The following is a 22,635-nucleotide window of genomic DNA, read 5'->3' as shown; positions in this document are numbered from 1 at the left end:
AGGCGGCAGAAAGCCTGCCCGGAGCGCCCTTTAGGCGGGACGGCACAGCAGGTGGGAGGCCGCTTGCCGGGTGACAAGGCTGGGGCCGTGGCGCGGGAGCCTGAACGGCTACGCTACGCGCCGACAGGATGTCGTAAGGCCGGAATAATCAATCGCGATGATCGTGCGCTGCTAAGCGTTCACTGCAAAAAACGCTTAAATCCGCGCTCATGCCACTGACGAGGTGTGCCGCTGGGCTTCGTCGTCGGCATCGGGGCCGCTGCTCGCGCCGCGTCCGGCCGGCTCCTGATGCAGCCGGTTCGCGTGCATCAGCCGGTACAGCGTCGCGCGCGAGATGCCGAGTTCGGCCGCCGCGTCGGACAGCTTGTAGCCGTGCCGCAGCAGCGCGCTTTCGATCGCGTCCTTTTCGGCTTTGCTGCGGATTTCCGCCAGCGTGACCGCCGGGCCATTGTCGGCCTCGGGTAAACCGAGGTCGCTCGCGGTGATGAAGCGGCCCTCGCTCATCACGACGGCGCGTCGCACGCAGTTGATCAGCTCGCGCACGTTGCCGGGCCACGGATAGTTCGACATTGCGACGATCGCGTCGCTCGACAGCCCGCGCAATTTGCGCGCGCCGTCCTGCTTGTACATGCTGAGCGCGTAATTGGCGAGCAGCTTGATGTCGCCGCCGCGCTCGCGCAGCGGCGGCTCGACGAGGCGCAGTACGCACAGCCGGTGATAGAGGTCGGAGCGGAAACGCCCGTCTTCGACGGCGCGCTCCAGATCGACGTGGGTCGCCGAGATCACGCGCACGTCGACGCTGATCGGACCGTTGCCGCCGAGCCGCTCGATCGTGCCTTCCTGCAGGAAGCGCAGCAGCACCGCCTGGCACTCGTGCGGCATATCGCCGATTTCGTCGAGAAACAGCGTGCCTTCATGCGCGCTCTCGATGCGGCCGATCTTGCGTTGCAGCGCGCCGGTAAACGCGCCGCGCTCGTGGCCGAACAACTCGGCCTGCAGCAGGCTCGGCGGAATCGCCGCGCAATTGATCGCGACGAAGGTGCGGCCCGCGCGCGGCGAGCGGTCGTGAATAGCACGAGCGGTCAGCTCCTTGCCGGTGCCCGATTCGCCCGCGATGAACACCGGCGCGTCGGTCACGCCGCATTTGTCGATGCGCCGGTAGAGCTGCTGCATCGGCTCGCATTGTCCGACCATGCCGTGACGGCCGAGCGACGGTTCCGGCGCGACGCGTGGCTGGCGCAGGCTCGACAGGCCGTGCGCGTGCCCCAGTGCGAACACGAGCCGCTCGTTGAGCCACGGCTGCGTGACGAAGTCGAAGCAGTAATCGAGGATGAAGCGGCCGACCAGCTCGTTGTCGGCCTGGCCCGGGACGATCTGCGCGACCCAGTTGGTTTCGACGCGGCGCATGCACAGCGCGAGCGCGGAGAGCTGCTGCGACGTGCAATCTGCGGGCAGCTGAACCAGACCGACCTTGATGTTGCCGCGTTCGATCATGCGTTCGGCCACGGCCGTGCTCTTTGCGTGCACGGCTTGCCATCCCGACGCGGCCAGAAACTCGACGAGTTTCTGGTCGGGCGCGTTCGCCACGTACAGAACCGTGCGTTCCATGTCGGCCGGCGTGCAAGTCGTAGTCATGGTTCCCCCCGTTCGTTCCTCAGGACTGCTGTGCGACGTAGTGAGATTCAGGCGGCCAGTCGCGGCACTCCGGCTGCGACACATTCACGGCAGCAGCACTCACGAACAAGGGACACACTGCAAGCGCGGCGCGAACCGGAACGCGCTGCATGGCGGACCGCTTCATGCAATGGCGGCGAACTCTCGTTCATTGCTGAAACTGCCCTGTGACTTTATCCCCGAATCGTGAAAACCACTTGAACCGTGGCTTGCCACGTTGACCTGATACCAGCGCTCTGATTGGCGCATGGCCTAACGATAAGCTAAAGCGCCTGAAAGTGCCAGACAAAGAAACATGGATGAACAATGCGTGTTGTTTTCGGATTAACACGGATCACTAATGAATAAGCGGTCAAGACCGCTTATGCGAGGAATCGCACATTTCGCAGCAATTGCCCTGGTATTAAGGCGTGACTAAAACGGACGGGGCGCGAGCCGTCATGTTTCATAGTTGCGACAGATTGGACGGCACGAGACGAATGCGCTTTGCCGTCCCGGGCGGGCTGCTTCGCCGACCGGAAGGGGCGGCAAAGCCGCGTGCGGCCGGCATCGCGGCCGCCCGGCGGGCCGGTGGGACGGGGCGGCGCACCCGCTTCGCGGCCAGCGCGCGGTGAATTGGCGTGTCAGAAACGAATCAATGCGTGCCGCGTCAAAAAATCGGGCAGGCTCGCGCCGCGTCAAAAGCAAACCGATTTCACGGTGGCGTGAAGCTTTGGCGGGCGCCTTACCGATTGGAACGCGAGTTGGCATAACCGTTGCAATAAGGTCTGCACAGAAAAATGTTTTGCCGCCTGGTCGACGGTACGGGGAAAACCGGATTAAAAAATGACCAGCGGTAAAAATGTCACTCGCAGACAAGGTCGGGGAAGCCATCAGGTGTTTGCGGGAGCGCGCGGCGAGGCCTTCTTAAATACGTCAGAAAAGCGGGTGAGTGGCGGACCGGAATGGCGGCCATTCAAAACCGGACGAAAAAAGGACATCGACTTCGCTGTTTTTCCTTTTCGACTTTTTGTCCTGACGACGCGAAAAGGTTGGCGATAACGACAGGCAGCGCGCTGGCAACGTTTTGCGAGCGACGCGCCGCAAAGGGAAGGGGCAGCGCCGGACCGGGACCGCCCGGCGCGATGAAGCGGGAAGAGAGGCCATAGTCTCCACAGAGAGACGAATGTACGAGGTGAACCAGGGGCCGTGTCCGTGGGTTGGCGCGGGCACGGCGACCTGGCTCAGTGGCCGGGGCGCCGCGACGAAACGGCGAGACCTGGCGCAAATCTGATCGAAATCGGGGGCTGTCATGAAACCACAACTGAATCGCAGGCCGGCCGCATCGGAGGGAACGGGGCGCATTTACCGGCGTTATGTCGCGGCGTCGCGCGCGCGCTTTTTCGCACAGTCGGCGGGTTCGTCGGTCGATCTGCTGACGCTCGTCGTCGCCGAGGCGCTCGAGCGCCGCGCGCAGGCCGAGATCCGCCACGGCGTGCTGCGCGATGCGCTGTACGACATGCCGGCGCGTGCCGAGCGCAGCGCAGTCCATTGGCGCGACGACGATGAAACCGACGGTGACACCGACGCGTGATGCCCGGCGCTCGGCGGGGTCTCACGACGGCCGCACAGCGGACTCGATAACATCGTTCGCCGGCGCAGGGCTTTCACGGAGGGGCGCCGTGGTAGGGCGCCTGCGCCGAAGTCTGCGTCGCCGATCGTGAACAGACGACTTGAATAAAAACCCGCGCATGACGCGCCAAGCGCCGCAGAGCTGCCATGATCGACATCTTCCTGATTGCCGCGAGCATCGAAAACGCGCAGCGCATCGTCGTGCGGCTCGAGGAGAGCGGTGTGCGCTACCGGCTGCACACCGCGTACGGTTCGGCCCGGCAACTGCCGATGCATCTGCGCATGGTCCGCGGCGCTGACCTGCTGATCGTCGACGACGCCAATCTGAACGTCCGGGGACTCGACGGCATCGAGGAAACGCTCGCCTGCGCGCCGACCCTACATTGCATGCTCGTGACGCCGGCGCCGTCCACCGCTCTGATCGGCGCGGCGCTGCGCGCCGGCGTGCGGCATGTGCTGTCGTGGCCGCTCGATCGTCAGGCCGTCGCCGATGCGCTCGCGCAGATCGAGGCTTGGCGCCGCGAGCCGGAACGGCGCGGCGCGCGCGTGGTCACGCTGGCATCGAGCAAGGGCGGCAGCGGCACCACGCTGATCGCGGTCAACCTCGCGTGCGCGCTCGCCGCGCAGCGGGAGCGGCGCGTGCTGCTGATCGACCTGAGCCAGCAGTTCGCCGACGCGAGCCTGCTGATGGCGAATCGCCCGCCGCCCATGACGCTCGCCGATCTGTGCTCGCGCAACGAGCAACTCGACGCGGCACTGTTCGACGCGTGCGCGATGCACGTGCGCCCGAACCTCGATCTGCTCGCCGGCGCAGGCGATCCGTTGAAGGCCGCCGAACTGCTGCCCGGGCAACTCGAGCGGATTCTGACACTGGTGCGCGAGCGCTACGACGCGGTGCTGATCGACGTCGGCCCGAGCCTGAATCCGTTGACGATCCGTGCGCTCGCGCACAGCGACGCGATCTGCATGGTGGTGCGGCAGAACCCGCTGTATTTGCATGGCGCGCGCCGCATGCTCGATATCTTCCGCGAACTCGGACATCCGGCCAGCAAGGTGCGGATCGTCGTCAACCAGTACGACAAGGATGCGCAGATCAACCTGCCGATGCTCGAACGAACGCTCGGCGCGAAGGTCGCGCATCAACTGCCGCGCGACGATCGGCACGTCGACGACGCGCTGAGTCGCGGCGTGCCGATCGTCACGTGCGCGCGCGACAGCGGGCTCGCGCAAGGCATCGTCCTGCTGGCGAAGATGCTGTGGCCTGCCGGTGCCGAGCGCCGCAGGAGCATGCTCGGCCGGCTGCTGGCAACGTGGCCGACTCAGCCGCCGCAATTGAAGCCCGGGATCTAGGTCGACTGCTTGCCGGCTACCGCCCGCGATCGGAAGCACATCCGGTGCGGCTGCCGCGCTCGGACGACTGGGAGACTGGCGTACCGCCCATCAGATGCGCTTCGCGCGGCGCTCGCGGCGTCGCCGGACAGAAAAATCATGCGTATGCAAAAGCGAGTCATCCATGACCGGAATCCATTCGCCCGGCGCAACCGGACGTACGGGCGCAGCGTCGGGAATGTCCGGAGCGGATCGAACTGCCCCGTCCGACGCGTCAAGCCCGCCGCTCATGATCTTCAGCCCACGCTCGCGACACTCGACGCGCGCGAAGCCCTGGTGGAAATCGTCGCGCGAGGGTCCGCGGCGCTGCTGCTGAGCATCTTCGCCTACGAAGCGGTCGGGCGCTGGCTCGCGGAGCCGACGCGCATCACGTTGCTGCTGCTCGTGGTCGGCGCATTCGTGACGGTGGGTTTGTCGCTGTTCGCGCGCGTGCCGAGCCGGCGCGACTGGACGCCGCTCGCGTTCGTGCTGGCGGTCGGCGGCACGTTCTACTTTCTGGCGGTGCGGCTTTCGCCCGGCGTCCAACTGATCCCTGAAACGGCCGGTGCCGCGTTGCAGCTGTTCGGAATTTTCTGGGAGCTGTTCGCGAAGGTGTCGCTGCGCAGGTCGTTCGGCATCCTGCCGGCCAATCGCGGGGTGGTGGCGAGCGGCGCGTACCGCTTCGTGCGGCATCCGATGTATCTCGGCTACTTTCTGCTGGACCTCGGCTTTCTGCTCGTGAACTTCGGGATCGGCAACATGATCGTCTATGGTTGCCAGTTCGCGCTGCAGGTCGGTCGAATCATGCTCGAAGAGAAGCTGCTGTCCGACGACGGGCGCTATCGCGCATACCGTAGTAAGGTGAGATACAGGGTCATCCCCGGCATATTCTGAAGGGTCTGGAGCGGCGGCGTCAGAGTTTCGAAAGCGACGGGCAGGTTCACGCCGTCCGGTCAATCAAGCGGGAAAATCACGTGAGCGCAGCACCGTCCATGCAAAACGCACAGGGTTTCAGCGACCTCGCGTCGATCCTGGCCAATCCGATTCTCAATACGGATTCGTACAAGGCATCGCACTATCTGCAATATCCGCCCGACGCGACGGGGATGTTCTCGTACATCGAATCGCGCGGCGGACGTTACGGGCGCACGCTGTTCTTCGGCTTGCAGATGCTGCTGAAGGAATACCTGTGCCGGCCGGTGACCGGCGCGATGATCGACCAGGCCCGCGCCTTCTTCGGCGCGCACGGCGAGCCGTTCAACGAAGCGGGCTGGCGCTACGTCGTGCAGCAATACGGCGGCCATCTTCCCGTGCGGATTCGCGCGGTGCCGGAAGGCTCGGTCGTGCCGACCCACAACGTGCTCGTCACCGTCGAATGCGGCGACCCCGAAGTGTTCTGGCTCGCGTCGTATCTGGAGACGATGCTGATGCGCGTCTGGTATCCGATCACGGTTGCGACGCAAAGCTGGCATCTGCGCCAGACGATCCGCGAGTCTTTGCTGAAAAGTAGCGACGACCTGTCGCAACTGCCGTTCAAGCTGCATGATTTCGGCGCGCGCGGCGTGTCGAGCGCGGAGTCGGCGGCGATCGGCGGCGCGGCGCATCTGGTCAGCTTCATGGGCTCGGATACGGTGCTCGGCGTGGTTGCGGCCAATCACTACTATCACGACAGCATGGCGGCGTTCTCCGTGCCGGCGGCGGAGCACAGCACGATCACGTCATGGGGCCGGGAGCGCGAAGTCGATGCGTATCGCAACATGATCGCCCGCTTCGGCAAGCCGGGCGCGATCGTATCGGTGGTGTCCGATTCCTACGACCTGTTCGCCGCGCTGAACGCCTGGGGCGGCGAGTTGAAGCAGGCCGTGCTCGATGCCGGCGGCACGCTCGTGATTCGCCCGGACTCCGGCGATCCATGCACGATCGTCCTGCACACGCTGCGCTCGCTGGAGGCGTCGTTCGGCTCGCAGACGAACAGCAAGGGGCGGCGTGTGCTCGACCATGTGCGCGTGATTCAGGGCGACGGCGTGAACCCGGATTCGATCGTCGCGATTCTCGCCGCGATGGACGAGGCCGGCTTCGCCGCCGACAACATCGTGTTCGGCATGGGTGGCGCGCTCTTGCAGCAGATCAACCGCGATACGCAGCGCTTCGCGATGAAGTGCTCGGCGATCCGGCTAGGCGACACGTGGCACGATGTGTCGAAGGATCCGGTCACGGATCACGCCAAGCGCTCGATGAAAGGCCGGCTCACGTTGCTGCGCCATCGCCGCAGCGGCGAGTATCGGACGGTCAAGTTGCCGGTCGTGTGGGACGAGCGCACGGTGGCGGGCGAGTGGGACGAAGCGCTCGAGACGGTGTTCGATGCGGGCCGCTTGCTGGTGGATGCGTCGCTGGCCGAGATTCGAGGCCGCGCGTATGCGTACGAGGCTTGATTCATTTCTCTTCACGCGGGTTCAGCCATGTCTGACGATCCGTTGAGCTCCGACTGCATGTGCGCATGGCTGGGCGAGGCCGCCGAACCCGGGTGTGCCGATACGCGTCTGTTCGCCAGACTGATCTCCGCGCGCGACGATCGCAATGAACTCGCGTTGCTCGGCCTGCAAGCGCACGCATGGCGCGCGCTGCTAGCGAGGCACTTCGTTGGTGCGCGCATTCCTGCGTTGCCGCTTTCGGTGGTTCCCAGCGAACACGCGAACTTCGTCCACGCACTGCACGCGCTGCTCGTCGCGAACGCGAGCAGCGCGGTTCATCCCGACGACGCGCATTGCCTCGCGACGATCATCGCTCATGCATGTTTGCGCCCGGATCATCTATGGCGCGACCTCGGCCTCGCGGGCCGCGATGAAGTGACGTGGATGCTCACGCGTTACTTTCCGGTACTGGTCGCGCGCAACGTCGATAACCTGCGCTGGAAGAAATTCCTCGCCGCGCAATGCGCGCTTTCTCTGGGCCAGGAGCCGGGACCCGCGCCGGGTTGCCCGGGCTGCGAAGACTACGGCTACTGCTTTCCGGGGCGGCTTTGACGCGCATCCCGGGAGGTGGCGCCGCGAAACCGTTCGTGTATGCTTGCGCGCATGACCGACACCGTAAAACCCGCGAAAACCAGAGCCGCTACGGCGACGAAGTCCACGAAGACGCGTCCCGAAGTGCGCTTCAGAATGCGCATCCGCAACGGCGATGCGGTTGCACTCGGGCCAGGCAAGGTCGATCTGCTCGAAGCGGTGCGCGAACATGGTTCGATCTCGGCGGCGGCACGCAGTCTCGACATGTCGTACCGGCGCGCGTGGCTGTTGATCGACGAGCTGAACCGCTCGCTGAAGTCGCCGGCCACGCATTCGGAGCAGGGTGGTCAGAGCGGCGGCGGCTGCACGCTGACGCCGGTCGGCGAAACCATCATCCGCCTGTATCGCGACGTCGAGGAAGAGGCGCGGCGAAGCTGCGCGAAGCAGATCGCCGAGCTGATGAAACTGATTCGCCCGTGAAGGGCTTCGTTCACGCCTGAGAGACAGGCGCGTTCAGCCGTGCCGCAAACAGAACGCCGAAGGCGGCGGATTGCGAAGCTGCGCGACGTGCTCGGGATGCAGCCGCGCGATCAACTCGACGAAGCTCGCGACGCTCGCCGTGCGCAGCGGGTGATAGTCGATTTCATGACGCTCGCAGATCCGCTTCAGCGTGGACATCGAATCGTGATCGACGCAATCAACCGGAAACACGACGATATCCGCGCCCGGCAGCGCGGCGGCCAACAGCCCCTTGCGATCCTCGATGCCGCCGTCATGCACGACCAGTTCGCCGCCGGCCGCATCGACGAGCCGCTTGAGCGCGGCATTGGAACCGGGCCGTCCGCCCACGTAAATGATCCGTTTGCCCTGCACGCCGACGAGGCTCGCGCGGCGCGGGCCGGTGGCGTTCGCGGCATCGGCGGCCTCGACGGTCGCACGTTCGAGCGCATCGCATTCGCTTTGCACGAGCTTGAGCAGCGCAAGCGCCTGATCGCGGCTGTGACGCAGCGCCACAGCCGCGTCCTGTTCCTGCTGCATACGTTGCTCGGCCGCCTCGCGCCGGCTCGTATGCAGCGCCACGCGTTGATCGGCGACGGCGAGCCACTCGCGCAGTTGCTGCGTCTGGGCTTCGAGGCCGATGGTGTCAGCGGGCAACGGGTTTGCTTGCAGTCGCGCGATCTGTTCGTTGAGCGCCGCGATCGACGCATCGCGCTCGATGCATAGATGTTGCATGCGGCTTTGTTGGCGCTCGATTTTCTCCTTCAGCGCGGCGTTTTCTTCCTCCAGCGCAACGAGCCGGCGTATGTCCGCGCGATTGGCCGCGCCGACCAGATGCGACAGCATGTGCAAGTCGCCGAACGCCTGCTGGCGGACTGGCATCGTTGCGAGCGGATGGGTCATCAGCGCCCAGTAAGCGGGCGGGATGTCGCCGTTCTTGAGCGCTTCGTCCCATAGCTTCAGTAGCTCGGTATCGTCGGCGGCGTTGTCGAAGCGGCGGATCGCGATTGCATAGCGTTCGTCGAGCAGCTTGTGCAGCGCCTTCGCACCCGGGCCGCCGGCGATCGCGAGTTCAACCGCCGTGTGGTGGATCTGGAGGTCGGTCGAGTCGTGGCGATCGAGGTCGGCAAATTTCGGCACCAGCTTGCGCAATTCGTGCGTGCTCAGACAGGTGCCGATGATCGAGCAGTGCAGATGACAGTCCAGTTCGGCCAGACGCGTGCGTCGTCTGACGTTCGCCGGCGCTGCATTGACTGGCGAGCAGCACGCGTCGTGCGGCGCGCGGATGCCGGTGCTCGCCAGTTCGTCGCCGGATAGCTTGATGCGCTGAGGCTGAGCCAGAGGAAACGGGGGCGTTTGCATGTCGGTCTCGAATCCGGTTCGTATCAGTCGTGCCGAACGCGTGCGCGGCACCCGTTCACTGCAAGTTCATCGTCGTCGATGTATTCGCGTTGATATAACGGTGCGCGCAAACAGCGGTCATTCGGCGGCGCTTTTGCAATCGGTGTATCAGTGCATCAGTCGGCGGAGCGTGCGAGCGTGGCCTGCGAGCGTACGTTCGACGGTTCCGCGATCACGCTGGCGCTGCCTGCCGGTCGCGCACGGCGTACAGCCTCCCGTTCGCGCCGGCCCGTGGTGCGGGTGATGGGCGTGACCGCTTCGCCGGACGGCCGCGCATGCTGCTCGAGCACGTGCCTGACGCACAGCCCGACCATCGCGGCGTCGAGCCGTTCGAGTTCCGCGACCACCCGGCGCAACGCGGGCGGGTCATTGCTGAACGCGTCGGAGAAGATCGTGTCGCGCAACGGCTCGGCAAGCTGCGCTTCCTCGATCGTCATCTTTAGCTCGCGTAGTCGCGTGAACGCGGTGGCGCGCGCCTGCTCCGCGAGCATCGACAACAACTGGTTCAGCGAATGCGAGCCCGACGTGCCGATCGACTTGAAGCTCATCTGGTCGCCGCTCAGCATCGTCACGAAGCGCTGCACGCTGCCGTACAGACGCCGGTACGCGTCGACGACGTCGCGGATCGATTCGGCCCGGCCGCGCCCGGAGGCTGACCTCACCGCGACGATCGCCGACGAGATCTCGTTGGCCTCGCTCTGGCCGGATGACATGCGTGGCCCCGGAATTGACAACGTAGATCGACTGCGCACCGCTGATGGCTCCTGCTGCTTCGTTGAACTTCGCCGCTCGTCGGCAAGCGCTACCGTAATATCCGAGAGGATATAACGAAAGGCCGCCGCTGTGTGGATGCGAAACCTGACGACCGTTCGCTATCACCGGCCTCGATGCACGTAGCGGCGCTGCAGTCAGCCTCAGTCTTTACCACCACGCGCGAAGCGCAGGAACGCCTTGACGGCCGGCGCTCGCTCGTGCTGACGAAACGCGAGCGCGATTTCGGACCCGATCGGCTGACCGGCGATGTCGCGGTAGACGACGCCCGGCAGCGCGATGCAATCGGCGAGCGTATGCGGCACGACCGACACGTAACCGCCGAGCGACACGCAGGCGAGCACGGCCGCGAGCGTGCCGGGCCGCGGGCCGAGCCGCGGCGGGAAACGGCCGCGCCGCGCGACTTCGAAGGTGCCGGACTCCTGTTCGGGCAGCACGAAACACTGGTCGCGCAGTTGCGCGGGCCGCACGCTGGCTGAGTCGGCGAGCGGCGAATCGGCCGGCAGCGCGAGCACGAAACGGTCGCGATGCACGGTCGTGGCCAGAATGCCGTTCGCGAGCGGCATTGGCGGACGCACGTAGGCCGCATCGAGCAGACCGTCGCCGAGCATCGCGGCGACCTCGTCCATCGGCACTTCGCGGATCGATACCTCGACGCCCGCATGCGTGCCGCGAAAGCCGCCGACCGCTTTCTGCAAGACGCCCGCGTACGCGGCCGACGCCACATAGCCGACCTCGATGCGTCCCACTTCACCGCGCCCGGCGAGCAACGCGCGCTGCGCGGCGCGCTCGAGATGATCGAGCGCCACCAGCGCTTCGGCGAGATAGGCGCTGCCCGCCGCGCTCAACGCGACCGAACGCTTCGTGCGATAGAACAGTCGCACGCCGAGCAGCCGCTCGGTCTCCTGAATCAGCCGCGTCAGCGACGGCGCGGCGATGCCGAGCTCGTCGGCGGCGCGCGCGAAATGCAGCTGTTGAGCGACGCACACGAAGGCACGGATATGACGCAGTTCAAGTTGTCGCATGCTTTTCCAGTATTGATTGAATTGCTAATTATTCCGTGATTTTAGGTGAATGACAGGCAATAGTACGGCGGTTACGATGACGTCACTTCCGCTCCGTCCTTCGCTTTATCGCGAGCCGTCCCTATGTCATCTGTCCGCCACCGCGGTGCGTCGGCAACGCCACCGCCCGCCGCCCGTCCAGCTTTCGTGCTGGCCATCGCGTCGGCCACCTGCGCGCTGATCGTGCTCGATACCAACGTGGTCGCCGTGTCGCTGCCGTCGATCGCGCGCTCGTTCCACGCGAGCTTCGCCGAGGTCGAATGGGTCGTCAGCGCCTACATGGTCGCGTTCGCGTCGTGCCTGCTGTCGGCGGGGGCGCTCGCCGATCGCGTGGGCCGCAAGCGCATGCTGCTCGTCGGGCTCGCGGTGTTCAGCCTGGCGTCGCTTGGTTGCGGGCTCGCGACGTCGGCGCTCGTGTTGAACGTGGCGCGCGCGGTCAAAGGCGTGGGTGCCGCAATGCTGCTGACGGCCGCGCTGGCGGTCATCGCCAACGCCTTTCACGACGGCCCCGCCCGCGTGCGCGCGTGGGCGGCGTGGGGCACCTGCATGGGCGTCGCGACGACGATCGCGCCGCTGATTGGCGGCGTGATCACGCAATGGCTCGGCTGGCGCTGGATCTTTCTGCTCAATCTGCCGGTGTGCGGCGTGCTTGGGTGGTGCGCGTCGCGCGAGCTCGCCGAGTCGCGCAACCCCGCGCCCGGTCCGCTCGATGGCGCCGGCAGCCTGTTATTCGGCCTCGCGCTCGCCAGCGGCATCTGGGCATTGATCGACGCGCCGTCGCACGGCTTCGCGAGCTGGACCACCGGCGCGCGGCTCGCGGTCTGCGCGCTGCTGGGCGGCGCGTTCGTGCAACTGCAGCGGCGCCGCGCGCATCCGATGATCGATCTCGCGCTGTTCCGCCAGCCGCGTTTCGTCGCCGCGGTGCTCGCGATGTTCGGCTATGCCGCGTGCGCGCAAGTGATGATGACGTTCCTGCCGCTGTATCTGCAGAACGCGTTCGGCCTGTCGGCGGTGGCCGCGGGCATCGGCATGCTGCCGTTCGCGCTTGCGATGGTCGTGGGGCCCTACGTTGGCGCGGCGCTCGGCAGGCGAATTCCGCCGATGCTGCTGCTGAGCGCGGGCCTCGTGCTGATCGCGCTCGGCAATCTGCTGACCGCGCTCGCGGCCGGCGGCGCGCATTACGCATGGGTCGCGGGCGGCATGCTCGTGACCGGACTCGGCGCGGGCATACTGAACGGCGACACCCAGAAGGCGATCATGGCGTGCGTGCCGCCGGAGCGGACCGGGATGGCTTCGGGTATCAGCACGACGACACGCTTTACCGCGATCGTCACGTCGGTCGGCGTGCTCGGCGCGGTACTGGCCGCGCACACGCGCGCAGCGTTCGTCGCGGCCACGCCGTTGACGCCGGCCGTGCGCGCCGCGCTCGATGCCGGTTTCATGTCGCGCGTGATGGCGGGCGACACCGCGCAGGCCACTGTGTCGCTGGCGCCTGCGCTACGCGCGACGCTGGCGGCGGCCGCGCAGGCAAGCTTCGCCGCGGGTTTTGCGGCGGCGCTGGGCGTGGCGGCGCTCGTCGCGGCGTCGGTGGCGGTGGTGGTGTGGGGGCTGGCCGGGCGCACGGAGGTCGTGCGGTTGACGGGCGCGGTATCGGAAGGGTGAAGCGGGAAGCCGGAATCGTGCGGCGGCGATCGTGCAGCGGGAAAACTAACGCCATCACCGGCTCGCACCGCGCCCCCATTTCCCCCGTTTTCCTATATCGTGTGCGCCATGCCCGCCGCCTACCGCGCGCGGGCTGTTTTTCCGGAGCGCGGCGCGACTCCGCGCGTGCATCACGCGCGCTCCCGCAATACACCATACGACATCAATGAGCCATCCCAACACCGAGCTGATCGAACGCTTCTACACCGCCTTCCAGCAACGCGACGCCGAGACCATGGTCGCCTGTTATGCCGACGACGTCGTCTTCAGCGACCCCGCCTTCGGCGAGCTGGTCGGCGACGAAGTGCGCGACATGTGGCGCATGCTCGTCAAGCATGCGCAGGACTTCACGCTGACCTTCAGCGACATCGAAGCGGACGACCGCACCGGTCGCGCGCAGTGGGTGGCGCGCTACCGTTTCGTCCAGACAGGGCGCGACGTCGTGAACCGGATCGAGGCTCGTTTCGTGTTCCGCGACGGGCTCATCGTCGAGCATCGTGACCGCTTCGATCTGTGGCTGTGGATGCGGCAGGCGATGGGCGTGCGCGGCACGCTGTTCGGCTGGTCGCCGTTCGTGCAGCGGCTGCTCAGGCAACAGGCGCGCCGGGGCCTGCTGCACTATCGCGGGCAACTGCAGCGCGAGCGCGAGTAGGCGCGTGCGGGCGCCGCGCCCATCGCGCTAGCTATCATCGAAGCACGGGCGTGCCGGCACTCGTTGCCGGACCGCCGCAAGGGAAGCGCTATGCGAGTCGTCGATGCCGCCTGGCAAGAGTGGCTGAGCAGCAATGTCGCGCGCGGCTGCACGCCGGGCTCGATGATCGACGCGATGGTGCAGGCCGGTTTTGCCGACGGCGACGCCCGCGTTGCCGTCCACCATGCGTTCGACCACCATTCGGCCGACCCGGCCATGGCGGCCAGCGTCGCCGATCCGGCCACCCAGCCTTATCGATACGACGCCGCGCCGGTCGCGCGCGGCAACCTGATCCGCGCCGACGACCGCGACGTGCGCGTGCTGCTGCGCTGCGAGCGTCCGCAACTCGTGGTGTTCGCCGACCTGCTGTCCGTCGCCGAATGCGCCGAGCTGATCGAACGCTCGCGGAATCGGTTGAATCGCTCGACGACGGTCAATCCGCTGACCGGCCACGAGGACGTGATCCGCAACCGCACCAGCGAGGGCGTCTGGTATCGGCGTGGCGAGGATGAGTTGATTGCGCGAATCGAACGGCGCATCGAGAGCCTGACGAACTGGCCGCTCGAAAACGGCGAAGGCCTGCAGGTGCTGCATTACGACACGAGCGGCGAGTACAGCCCGCATTTCGATTTCTTCGCGCCCGATCAGCCGGGCAGCGCGGTGCACACCGCGCAGGGCGGCCAACGCGTCGCGACGCTGATCGTCTATCTGAACGACGTCGCCGACGGCGGCGAGACGGTGTTTCCCGCGGTGGGCCTGTCGGTCGCGGCGCGCGCGGGCGGCGCGGTGTATTTCCGCTACATGAACGGTGAGCGCCAGCTCGATCCGTCGAGCCTGCACGGCGGCGCGCCGGTGCTGGCCGGCGACAAATGGATCATGACGAAGTGGCTGCGCGAGCGCGCGTACGGCTGAGACTGAATTTCGCGCGTGGGAAGCGTGCTGATACGGCGCCTAGTCGGCCGCTCGGTAAACGTCCGGCCGGTGCAGCTCCATATACCGCTCGGGATTCGCGAGCGACGTGAACCCATGCGGCGCATAGACGTGATGCGCGTCGGTCGTGACCAGCACGACCCTGCGCAGGCTGGCGAGCGACGGGCTCGCGAAGATGTGTTTCATCAACGCCGACGCATACCCCCGGCCGCGATACGCCGGCAGGACGAACACGTCGCACAGGTAAGCGAAGGTCGCCGCGTCGGTGATGAGGCGCGCGAACGCGATCTGCTGCCCGTCGACAAAGCCGCCGAAGCACAGCGAACCGGCGACGGCCCGCTCGAAGGTCGCCCGCGGCATGTCCTTGGCCCACGGCGTTTCCCGCGACAGGAACGCATAGACCATGTCGAGGTCGAGATCGTCGTTGCGACTGGAAATCGTCAGTTCGCCTGCTTGCACGGCGCGTCTCCCTAGTTCGCGTAGCGGTAGCGTGTGCCCGTTAGCTCTTCGCGGCGGTCTCGCCGCCGCGCGAGCCCCCGCCGATACTCTGGCCGGCATTGCGCGCGAGCCCCATGTATCCGACTACCGACAGCAGCGTCAGCACGCCGGCAAACAGGAACGCGAGACGGAAATCGTCGAGCGTGAACACGTGGCCGCTCGTCTCGCCGTTGAACAGTGCCGCGATACGCAGTGACACCGCGCCGAACGCGATGCCCAGACCGATCGACATTTGCATGGCCGCACTCCACAGCGTGCTCGCCGCGCTCATCTGTGGCTGCGCGATGTCGGCGTAGGCGAGCGTCGCGAGCGTCGAAAACTGCATCGAGCGCGTCACGCCGTACACGAACACGACGATGAGCACGAGCACGAGCGGCACGTTCGGCGTCAGCAGCCCGCACGCGATGATGAAAATGCCGGCCACCGCCACGTCGACGATCGACACCATTCGGAAGCCGTAGCGCTGCAGGATGCGCGTGGTCAGCGCCTTCATGCCGAGGTTGCCGAGCGCGCTCGCGAGCAGCAGCAGGCCCGAGCGGAACGCCGACAGACCGAAGCCGACCTGGAACAGAAGCGGCATCAAATAAGGCACCGCGCCGATGCCGATGCGCGTGAACGAGCCGGTGACGACCGTCACCGAGAACGTCGGCACTTTCAGCGTCGACACGTCGACGAGCGGATGCCGATGACCCTTGGCGTGCAGGAATGCGACCACGCCGACCAGCAGACCGCCCGCCACGATCGAGACCGCGAGCCACGGGTTGGTGGCCGGCTGGCTCGCGAGCTCCGCGCCGTACAGGATCGCGGTCAGCGCGACGCCGCTCAGCAGCAGGCCGACGACGTCGAGCGGCTTGCGTTCGGTGCCGCGCAGGTTCGGCACGATGGCGAGCGCGACCGCGATCGCCGCGAGGCCGAACGGCACGTTCAACAGGAAGATCCAGCGCCACGACGCGTAGGTCGTGATGAAGCCGCCGATCGGCGGCCCGATCACCGGCGCCGCGATGGCGGGCCATGTGATGGTCGAGATCGCCTGCATCAGGCGGGCTTTCTCGGTGCTGCGGACCACGATCAGACGGCCGACCGGCACCATCATCGCGCCGCCGATGCCTTGCAGCAGCCGCGCGGCCGTGAACTCGGGCACGTTCTGCGACAGCCCGCACAGTATCGACGCGACCGTGAACACGCCGATCGCACTGACGAACACGGTGCGCGCGCCGCAACGGTCGGCGACCCAGCCGCTCACCGGGATGAAGATCGCGAGCGCGAGCATGTAGGCGGTCATGCCGAGGCTCAGGCTGTTCGGGCCGACGTCGAACGAACGCGCCATCTGCGGCAGCGCGGTGGCGATCACCGTGGTGTCGAGGTACTCCATGAAGAAGGTGGCCGCGACGATGTACGGCAGCCAGCCGACGTGCGCGATGCGGGTGTCGCTGCTGCTCATCGCGCGAGCTCCCGTGCCGGGCGCCCGAGGGCGGAAAGACCATGGACGGGCGGGCGCGGGCCGCGCGAAGAGTTCGACTTCATGATGCTTGCGACTACCTTTTGATTGCGTTGGGTGTTTCGGCCGTCATCCGGGAAAACGGGCCGGCGACAGAGGCCGGGGTCGCGAACGGTCGCGACGGGCTGGCGGGAACTGCGGCTGCCTGATTTTCAGCCTCGATTTTCAGCCCCACTTGCCAGCCCCGAATCCTAACGCAATAAAGAGTCCCACATCGCGCTGGCGTGCAGCGCGTCGCGCCGCCGCGCCGCCGCCGGTGCGTCAGTCCTTCGCCGCGTACTCCTTGTCCAGCCGGTCATACAGCGGCTTGTTGACGAGCCGCTGGCGCTCGCTGAACGGCGCGACGAGCGTCGCGTCCTCGTCGAGGCGGCCGTTGCTTTGCAGCGTGCCGAGCGCGCGCTGCATGCCGAGCACCGCACCTTGCAGCGCCGCGTTCGCGTACAGCACGATGCCGTAGCCGAGCTTGCCGAGCGCGTCGCGCGACTGCACCGGCGTCTTGCCGCCGATCACGATGTTGATCAGCTGCGGCACGTCGAACAGCCCCGGCAAACGCTCGATGTCGGCGAGCGATTCGGTCGCCTCGATGAACAGGATGTCGGCGCCCGCCTCGATGAAGCGATGGCCGCGCTCGATCGCGTCCTCGATGCCGTGGACCGCCGCCGCGTCGGTGCGCGCCATGATCTGCAGGTTCGCGTCTTCGCGCGCGTCGACGGCCGCGCGGATCTTGCCGACCATCTCGCTCGTCGCGACGACTTCCTTGCCCGCGAAGTGGCCGCATTTCTTCGGCATCACCTGGTCTTCGAACTGGATCACGTCGGCGCCGCTGCGCTCGAGCACGCGCACGGTCTGGCGCACGTTCAGCGCGTTGCCGAAGCCGGTGTCGGCATCGACGATCAGCGGCAGCGCGACCGCGTCGCGGATCCGTGCGGTGTGCTCGGCGACCTCGGCGAGGCCGATGAAGCCGAGGTCGGGCAGGCCGAGCGACATGTTGGTGACGCCCGCTCCGGTGATATAGACCGCCTCGAAGCCGGCGTCCTCGATCACGCGCGCGCTCATCGCATTGAACGCGCCGGGCACGAGCAGGCCCTGACGCTGATTGACCTTGGCGCGGAAGGCGGCGCGGCGGGTGGCGGAAGTGGTGGTCATGATGCAGGTCTCCAGAAGAGCAATCGTTAGTGGAACGCGGGCGACATTCCGCAGGAAGCGTGCCATTGGCTGGCATTTCGGGGGTCGGGCCGCTGCAACAAGGGTTCGCGCGGGATGGGCTCGACCTGAAGGTTCGTGGCACAATCGGTGGAACGTTTCATGAAACGTTTCGCGGAACGTTTCAATCAAGGAGAGTCGCGGTGTCCACGTTCACACCATTCGTCGCGAACCCGAGTCCCGCCGTCGATGCCGGCCGCCCCGGCGTCGCACTCGTCAGTATCAGCCGACTGCAATCGCTTTGCGAGGCGGTGGCGCCACGCTATGCCGGCCGGGCGAAATTCTTCACGGTGCGCGAGGGCTACGGCGCCGCCGTCGCCGCGCTGCAGGCGTACGTCGACGCGGGTTCCGTCGACGTCGTACTGTCCGCCGGGTCGAACGGCGCGTACCTGCGCGAGAACCTCAGCGTGCCGGTCGTGATGGTCAAGGTGAACGGCTTCGACGTGTTGAGCGCAATCACGCGCGCTACCGCTACGTGGCCGCAGACGCGCATCGGCCTCGTGCTGCACGAAGCGATCGCGCAGGAACTGGCCGACCTGAGCCCGCTGCTGAATGTCGATCTGCGGCAACGCGCGTACCGGTCGGTCGACGAAGTGCGGCTAGCGGTCAATGAACTCGCCGCGCAAGGCTGCCGCGTGGTGGTCGGCGCCGGCATGGCCTGCGATCTGGCGCAGCAGGCCGGCATGGAAAGCGTGTTCCTGTACTCGCTCGCCGCGGTCGAGGAAGCGTTCGAGCGCTCGGTCGAACTCGCGCGCGTGAGCCGCCAGAAGGAATCGAAGCGGGTGCGCCTGAACACGATCGTCGCGCATCTGCGCGACGGCGTCGCCGCGTTCGACGAAGCCGGCCAGCTCGAAGCGGTCAATCCGGCGATGCTCGAACTGCTCGGTCTAGGCGCTGCCCAGCAGTTCCCCAAAGACGATGAGGACACCCCGGCGCGAGTCGCTCGCGCGCTCGCGCCGCTGTTGCGCGAGACGCGCACCGCCGAGCAGCCGGTCGACGAGCGCATCGAGCAGATCGGCGGCCGTGCGCTGATCGTCAACTGTGTGCCGATCGTCGAGCAGGGCGCGCGCGCCGGGTTCGTCGTGACCGCGCAGGACGCGCTCGTCGCGCAGCGGATCGACCGTTCGCTGCGCACCAGCCAGCGGCCGAGGCATCTGGTCGCGCGGCATCGGCTCGACGATCTGATCGGCGCTTCAGTGGCGCTCGAGCGCGTGCGCCGGCTCGCGCGCGCAGGTGCCGCGCACGACGCGACCGTGCTGCTGAGCGGCGAAAGCGGCACCGGCAAGGAGTTGGTGGCGCAGGGCATCCACAACGCGAGCCGGCGGCGCGGCAATCCGTTCGTCGCGTTCAACTGCGCGGCGCTGCCCGAGGGGCTGATCGAAAGCGAACTGTTCGGGCACGAGGAAGGGGCGTTCACGGGGGCGCGGCGCGGCGGCAAGCCGGGGCTGTTTGAAATCGCGCACACCGGCACCATTTTTCTCGATGAGATCGGCGAGATGCCGGCGGCGCTGCAAAGCCGGCTGTTGCGCGTGCTGCAGGAGCGCGAGGTGATGAAGCTCGGCGCGGGCCGCGCGACGCCGGTCGACGTGCGCGTGATCGCCGCGACGCATCGCGATCTGCATGCGCTCGTCGAGCAGGGCTCGTTTCGCGCGGATCTGTATTTCAGATTAAATCTGCTTCAGATAAAATTGCCGCCGCTGCGCGAACGCCGCGCCGACATCGCGCCGCTGGCGCGGCATCTGCTGGAGCGCAGCGCGCTGCAGTACGGCTTGTCGGCGGCGGCGCTCGAGCGGGTGCTCGCGTTTCTCGACCCGCTTTTTGCGAACTACGCGTGGCCCGGCAACGTCCGCGAACTGGAAAATCTGCTGGCGCGCGCGGCGATTTATATGGGCGACGTGACCGGTGAGATGTCCGGGAACTCGACCGCCGACGCCTTGCCAGACTGGCAGGCTGTGTTTCCCGAGTTCGCCCGGGTCAGGCCGGCCGGCGTCGAGCGCGTTACGCAGGCGCCTCAGGGCTCTCCGCCCGGCAGTTCGGCGCCCCGCGCCACCCCCAGCCGCGAGGACGCGCTGCGCGCCCTCGAACGATCCGGCGGCAATCGCGTCGCCGCGAGCCGCGCGCTCGGCATCGGCCGCACCACGCTGTGGCGGCTTCTGAAGGGCTGAATCGCCCGGCAAATCCTTCCGATAGTCTGGACCGCTAAAATGAATAGGGTCAGACTATTGATCTCATTAATACAATCCACTTTACCTATTAAGCGCAGTCTGACATACTGACTCCACTTTCCAACCCCCCTCACAGAGAGGATTCAGCAAATGCCGATCATCAACAGTCAAGTCAAACCGTTCAAAGCACAGGCTTACCACAACGGCGATTTCAAGACCGTCACTGAAGAAAGCCTGAAGGGCAAGTGGTCGGTTTTCGTGTTCTACCCGGCCGACTTCACGTTCGTGTGCCCGACCGAACTGGGTGACCTGGCCGATCGTTACGAAGAGTTCAAGAAGATCGGCGTTGAGATCTACAGCGTCTCGACCGACACGCACTTCACGCACAAGGCATGGCACGACACGTCGGACACGATCCAGAAGATCAAGTACCCGATGCTGGCTGACCCGACGCTCGCTATCTCGCGCAACTTCGACGTGCTGATCGAAGAAGAAGGCCTCGCGCTGCGCGGCACGTTCGTGATCAACCCGGAAGGCGAGATCAAGCTGTGCGAAATCCACGACAACGGCATCGGCCGTGACGCTGGCGAACTGCTGCGCAAGGTTCAGGCTGCGCAATACATCGCGAAGCATCCGGGCGAAGTGTGCCCCGCCAAGTGGACGCCGGGCGCAGAAACGCTGACCCCGTCGCTCGACCTGATCGGCAAGATCTAAGGTCCGCGCAGCTCACGCTGCATCCGCAGTCTGCATCTACCGGGATCTTCCCGGCGCAACACCCGCGCGAATCGCCTGATACGGCGCTTCGCGCGTCCCCGGGCCGCACATGTTCTATCGGGATGCGCGCGGCGCCGGGACACCCACACCCCTCGTCACGGAATCGCAACGCCATGCTTGACGCCAATCTCAAGACTCAACTGAAGTCGTACCTCGAAAAAGTTAGCAGGCCTATCGAGCTCGTCGCATCGGTCGACGACAGCGCGAAGTCGCAGGAACTGCTGGCTCTGCTGAACGACATCGCGACGTTGTCGGAGCGCGTCACGGTGATCGAGCGTCGCGGCGACAGCGAGCGCAAGCCGTCGTTTTCGATTGGCGAAGCGGGCAAGGACACCGGCATCCGTTTCGCCGGCATTCCGATGGGGCATGAATTCACGTCGCTGGTCCTCGCACTGCTGCAGGTCGGCGGCCATCCGGTCAAACTCGACGATGCGGTGATCGAACAGATCCGCAGCCTCGACGGCGACTACCAGTTCGAAACGTATTTCTCGCTGTCGTGCCAGAACTGCCCGGAAGTCGTGCAGGCGCTGAACGTGATGGCGTTGATCAATCCGCGGATCCGTCACGTCGCGATCGACGGCGCGCTGTTCCAGAACGAAGTCGACGCGCGCCAGATCATGGCGGTACCCACCATGTTCCTGAACGGCGAAACCTTCGGCCAGGGTCGCAGCGGCGTGAAGGAAATCCTCGCGAAGCTCGACACCAACGCCGGTGCGCGCGCCGCGAAGGAACTGGAAAAGAAGCCGGTGTTCGACACGCTGATCGTCGGCGGCGGCCCGGCGGGCGCGGCGGCGGCAATCTACTCGGCGCGCAAGGGTATTGCGACCGGCGTCGTGGCCGAACGCTTCGGCGGTCAGGTGCTCGATACGCTGGCGATCGAAAACTTCGTCTCCGTGACCGAAACCGAAGGCCCGAAGTTCGCGACCGCGCTCGAACAGCATGTGAAGACCTATGAGGTCGACATCATGGACGTGCAGCGCGCCGAAGCGCTGATTCCGGGGCGCATCAACGAAGTGCGTCTCGCCAATGGCGCGGTGCTGAAGGCGAAGACGATCATCCTCGCGACCGGCGCGCGCTGGCGCGAAATCAACGTGCCGGGCGAGCGCGAGTATCGCAATCACGGCGTCGCGTACTGCCCGCACTGCGATGGCCCGCTGTTCAAGGGCAAGCGCGTCGCGGTGATCGGCGGCGGCAACTCGGGCGTCGAAGCGGCGATCGACCTCGCTGGCCTCGTGCGCGAAGTGACGCTGCTCGAATTCGGCGCGACGCTGCGTGCCGACGAAGTGCTGCAACGCAAGCTGCGCAGCCTGCCGAACGTGACGGTCGTCACGCAGGCGCAGACCACCGAAATCACCGGCGACGGCAAGAAGGTCAATGGTCTGGTCTACAAGGACCTCGCTTCGGGCGAAGTGAAGAACGTCGAGCTCGAAGGCGTGTTCGTGCAGATCGGTCTCGTGCCGAACACCGAATGGTTGAAGGGCACGGTCGAGCTGTCGAAGCATGGCGAGATCGTCGTCGATGCGCGCGGCGCGACGTCGGTGCCGGGCGTGTTCGCCGCCGGCGACGTGACCACGGTGCCGTTCAAGCAGATCGTGATCGCGGTGGGCGAAGGCGCGAAGGCATCGCTGTCCGCATTCGATCACCTGATCCGCAACAGCGAAGAAGTCGCGGTGGTCAGCGACGAGGAAGCCGAAGCAGCGGTTTGATCAGGTTGACCAAAGACGCAAACGGCGGCCCGCGGGTCGCCGTTTTTTATTGTGCGCACGCAACAAAGCCCGCATGGAAG

20 protein-coding genes are annotated in these 22,635 nt (G+C 66.3%); 13 read left to right on the top strand and 7 right to left on the bottom strand.

The window, feature by feature from the left end:
- Window positions 1–207: 207 nt before the first annotated feature.
- Window positions 208–1,635, bottom strand: coding sequence for a sigma-54 dependent transcriptional regulator (locus tag EVC45_RS12860; RefSeq protein WP_129958353.1), 1,428 nt, complete (start codon window positions 1,633–1,635; stop codon window positions 208–210).
- An 864-nt stretch (window positions 1,636–2,499) separates the two neighbouring features.
- Between EVC45_RS12860 and EVC45_RS45590 the strand changes: the two genes are divergently transcribed.
- The 7 genes from EVC45_RS45590 to EVC45_RS12830 all read left to right on the top strand — a co-directional run bounded on the left by EVC45_RS45590 (window position 2,500) and on the right by EVC45_RS12830 (window position 8,135).
- Window positions 2,500–2,715 (top strand): hypothetical protein, encoded by a 216-nt coding sequence (locus tag EVC45_RS45590; RefSeq protein WP_168991463.1) that lies wholly within the window; start codon window positions 2,500–2,502, stop codon window positions 2,713–2,715.
- A gap of 250 nt (window positions 2,716–2,965) precedes the next feature.
- Window positions 2,966–3,247, top strand: a complete 282-nt coding sequence (locus EVC45_RS12855; RefSeq protein WP_129958352.1) for a hypothetical protein — start codon at window positions 2,966–2,968, stop codon at window positions 3,245–3,247.
- 185 nt (window positions 3,248–3,432) lie between these two features.
- Complete coding sequence (locus EVC45_RS12850) at window positions 3,433–4,635, top strand: AAA family ATPase (protein WP_129958351.1); 1,203 nt, start codon at window positions 3,433–3,435, stop codon at window positions 4,633–4,635.
- Between the two features lie 312 nt (window positions 4,636–4,947).
- Window positions 4,948–5,547 (top strand): isoprenylcysteine carboxylmethyltransferase family protein, encoded by a 600-nt coding sequence (locus tag EVC45_RS12845; RefSeq protein ID WP_248295111.1) that lies wholly within the window; start codon window positions 4,948–4,950, stop codon window positions 5,545–5,547.
- Window positions 5,548–5,645: 98 nt separating this feature from the next.
- On the top strand, window positions 5,646–7,085 hold the full coding sequence (locus EVC45_RS12840) for a nicotinate phosphoribosyltransferase (RefSeq protein ID WP_129958350.1): 1,440 nt from the start codon (window positions 5,646–5,648) through the stop codon (window positions 7,083–7,085).
- 27 nt (window positions 7,086–7,112) lie between these two features.
- Window positions 7,113–7,676 (top strand): nitrogen fixation protein NifQ, encoded by a 564-nt coding sequence (locus tag EVC45_RS12835; RefSeq protein WP_129958349.1) that lies wholly within the window; start codon window positions 7,113–7,115, stop codon window positions 7,674–7,676.
- Between the two features lie 51 nt (window positions 7,677–7,727).
- The gene (locus EVC45_RS12830; protein ID WP_373683017.1) at window positions 7,728–8,135 is read left to right on the top strand and encodes a winged helix-turn-helix domain-containing protein; all 408 of its coding nucleotides are present in this window, start codon (window positions 7,728–7,730) and stop codon (window positions 8,133–8,135) included.
- A 33-nt stretch (window positions 8,136–8,168) separates the two neighbouring features.
- Here EVC45_RS12830 and EVC45_RS12825 read toward each other — a convergent pair whose 3' ends face one another.
- From EVC45_RS12825 to EVC45_RS12815, 3 genes are all read right to left on the bottom strand, one after another.
- Window positions 8,169–9,515 carry a DUF2325 domain-containing protein gene (locus EVC45_RS12825; protein WP_129958348.1) on the bottom strand — a complete coding sequence of 449 codons (1,347 nt, stop codon included), beginning with the start codon at window positions 9,513–9,515 and terminating at the stop codon, window positions 8,169–8,171.
- A 155-nt stretch (window positions 9,516–9,670) separates the two neighbouring features.
- On the bottom strand, window positions 9,671–10,267 hold the full coding sequence (locus tag EVC45_RS12820) for a hypothetical protein (protein WP_248295107.1): 597 nt from the start codon (window positions 10,265–10,267) through the stop codon (window positions 9,671–9,673).
- 201 nt (window positions 10,268–10,468) lie between these two features.
- Window positions 10,469–11,350 carry a LysR family transcriptional regulator gene (locus EVC45_RS12815; RefSeq protein ID WP_129958347.1) on the bottom strand — a complete coding sequence of 294 codons (882 nt, stop codon included), beginning with the start codon at window positions 11,348–11,350 and terminating at the stop codon, window positions 10,469–10,471.
- 123 nt (window positions 11,351–11,473) lie between these two features.
- On the opposite strand from EVC45_RS12815, the gene EVC45_RS12810 reads away from it, so the two are divergent.
- The 3 genes from EVC45_RS12810 to EVC45_RS12800 all read left to right on the top strand — a co-directional run bounded on the left by EVC45_RS12810 (window position 11,474) and on the right by EVC45_RS12800 (window position 14,693).
- Entirely contained in the window at window positions 11,474–13,051 is a 1,578-nt protein-coding gene (locus tag EVC45_RS12810; protein WP_248295106.1) for an MFS transporter, read from the top strand.
- 205 nt (window positions 13,052–13,256) lie between these two features.
- Window positions 13,257–13,742: a nuclear transport factor 2 family protein gene (locus EVC45_RS12805; protein WP_129958346.1), complete on the top strand. Its 486-nt coding sequence runs from the start codon at window positions 13,257–13,259 to the stop codon at window positions 13,740–13,742.
- 90 nt (window positions 13,743–13,832) lie between these two features.
- Window positions 13,833–14,693, top strand: coding sequence for a 2OG-Fe(II) oxygenase (locus tag EVC45_RS12800; protein WP_129958345.1), 861 nt, complete (start codon window positions 13,833–13,835; stop codon window positions 14,691–14,693).
- Between the two features lie 39 nt (window positions 14,694–14,732).
- Here EVC45_RS12800 and EVC45_RS12795 read toward each other — a convergent pair whose 3' ends face one another.
- The 3 genes from EVC45_RS12795 to EVC45_RS12785 all read right to left on the bottom strand — a co-directional run bounded on the left by EVC45_RS12795 (window position 14,733) and on the right by EVC45_RS12785 (window position 17,853).
- On the bottom strand, window positions 14,733–15,170 hold the full coding sequence (locus EVC45_RS12795; RefSeq protein WP_129958344.1) for a GNAT family N-acetyltransferase: 438 nt from the start codon (window positions 15,168–15,170) through the stop codon (window positions 14,733–14,735).
- 40 nt (window positions 15,171–15,210) lie between these two features.
- A complete protein-coding gene (locus EVC45_RS12790) occupies window positions 15,211–16,650 on the bottom strand; it encodes an MFS transporter (protein ID WP_129958343.1) in 1,440 nt (479 codons plus the stop codon).
- 318 nt (window positions 16,651–16,968) lie between these two features.
- A complete protein-coding gene (locus EVC45_RS12785) occupies window positions 16,969–17,853 on the bottom strand; it encodes an oxaloacetate decarboxylase (RefSeq protein ID WP_129958342.1) in 885 nt (294 codons plus the stop codon).
- 200 nt (window positions 17,854–18,053) lie between these two features.
- On the opposite strand from EVC45_RS12785, the gene prpR reads away from it, so the two are divergent.
- From prpR to ahpF, 3 genes are all read left to right on the top strand, one after another.
- Entirely contained in the window at window positions 18,054–20,075 is a 2,022-nt protein-coding gene (gene prpR / locus EVC45_RS12780; RefSeq protein ID WP_129958341.1) for a propionate catabolism operon regulatory protein PrpR, read from the top strand.
- A gap of 150 nt (window positions 20,076–20,225) precedes the next feature.
- The gene (gene ahpC, locus EVC45_RS12775) at window positions 20,226–20,789 is read left to right on the top strand and encodes an alkyl hydroperoxide reductase subunit C (protein WP_129958340.1); all 564 of its coding nucleotides are present in this window, start codon (window positions 20,226–20,228) and stop codon (window positions 20,787–20,789) included.
- 173 nt (window positions 20,790–20,962) lie between these two features.
- Window positions 20,963–22,555 (top strand): alkyl hydroperoxide reductase subunit F, encoded by a 1,593-nt coding sequence (gene ahpF, locus EVC45_RS12770; RefSeq protein ID WP_129958339.1) that lies wholly within the window; start codon window positions 20,963–20,965, stop codon window positions 22,553–22,555.
- Window positions 22,556–22,635: the final 80 nt, after the last annotated feature.

It is taken from the genome of Paraburkholderia sp. UYCP14C (genome assembly GCF_004197395.1).
GTDB lineage: Bacteria > Pseudomonadota > Gammaproteobacteria > Burkholderiales > Burkholderiaceae > Paraburkholderia.
Note: the sequence above shows the minus strand (reverse complement) of the source record. Positions and strands in the feature narration are given on the sequence as shown.

Coding starts and splice junctions, on each gene's coding strand:
- EVC45_RS12860 (WP_129958353.1), bottom strand. CDS start 1,635: ATGACTACGACTTGCACGCCGGCCGACATGGAACGCACGGTTCTGTAC.
- EVC45_RS45590 (WP_168991463.1), top strand. CDS start 2,500: ATGACCAGCGGTAAAAATGTCACTCGCAGACAAGGTCGGGGAAGCCAT.
- EVC45_RS12855 (WP_129958352.1), top strand. CDS start 2,966: ATGAAACCACAACTGAATCGCAGGCCGGCCGCATCGGAGGGAACGGGG.
- EVC45_RS12850 (WP_129958351.1), top strand. CDS start 3,433: ATGATCGACATCTTCCTGATTGCCGCGAGCATCGAAAACGCGCAGCGC.
- EVC45_RS12840 (WP_129958350.1), top strand. CDS start 5,646: ATGCAAAACGCACAGGGTTTCAGCGACCTCGCGTCGATCCTGGCCAAT.
- EVC45_RS12835 (WP_129958349.1), top strand. CDS start 7,113: ATGTCTGACGATCCGTTGAGCTCCGACTGCATGTGCGCATGGCTGGGC.
- EVC45_RS12830 (WP_373683017.1), top strand. CDS start 7,728: ATGACCGACACCGTAAAACCCGCGAAAACCAGAGCCGCTACGGCGACG.
- EVC45_RS12825 (WP_129958348.1), bottom strand. CDS start 9,515: ATGCAAACGCCCCCGTTTCCTCTGGCTCAGCCTCAGCGCATCAAGCTA.
- EVC45_RS12820 (WP_248295107.1), bottom strand. CDS start 10,267: ATGTCATCCGGCCAGAGCGAGGCCAACGAGATCTCGTCGGCGATCGTC.
- EVC45_RS12815 (WP_129958347.1), bottom strand. CDS start 11,350: ATGCGACAACTTGAACTGCGTCATATCCGTGCCTTCGTGTGCGTCGCT.
- EVC45_RS12810 (WP_248295106.1), top strand. CDS start 11,474: ATGTCATCTGTCCGCCACCGCGGTGCGTCGGCAACGCCACCGCCCGCC.
- EVC45_RS12805 (WP_129958346.1), top strand. CDS start 13,257: ATGAGCCATCCCAACACCGAGCTGATCGAACGCTTCTACACCGCCTTC.
- EVC45_RS12800 (WP_129958345.1), top strand. CDS start 13,833: ATGCGAGTCGTCGATGCCGCCTGGCAAGAGTGGCTGAGCAGCAATGTC.
- EVC45_RS12790 (WP_129958343.1), bottom strand. CDS start 16,650: ATGAGCAGCAGCGACACCCGCATCGCGCACGTCGGCTGGCTGCCGTAC.
- EVC45_RS12785 (WP_129958342.1), bottom strand. CDS start 17,853: ATGACCACCACTTCCGCCACCCGCCGCGCCGCCTTCCGCGCCAAGGTC.
- ahpC (WP_129958340.1), top strand. CDS start 20,226: ATGCCGATCATCAACAGTCAAGTCAAACCGTTCAAAGCACAGGCTTAC.
- ahpF (WP_129958339.1), top strand. CDS start 20,963: ATGCTTGACGCCAATCTCAAGACTCAACTGAAGTCGTACCTCGAAAAA.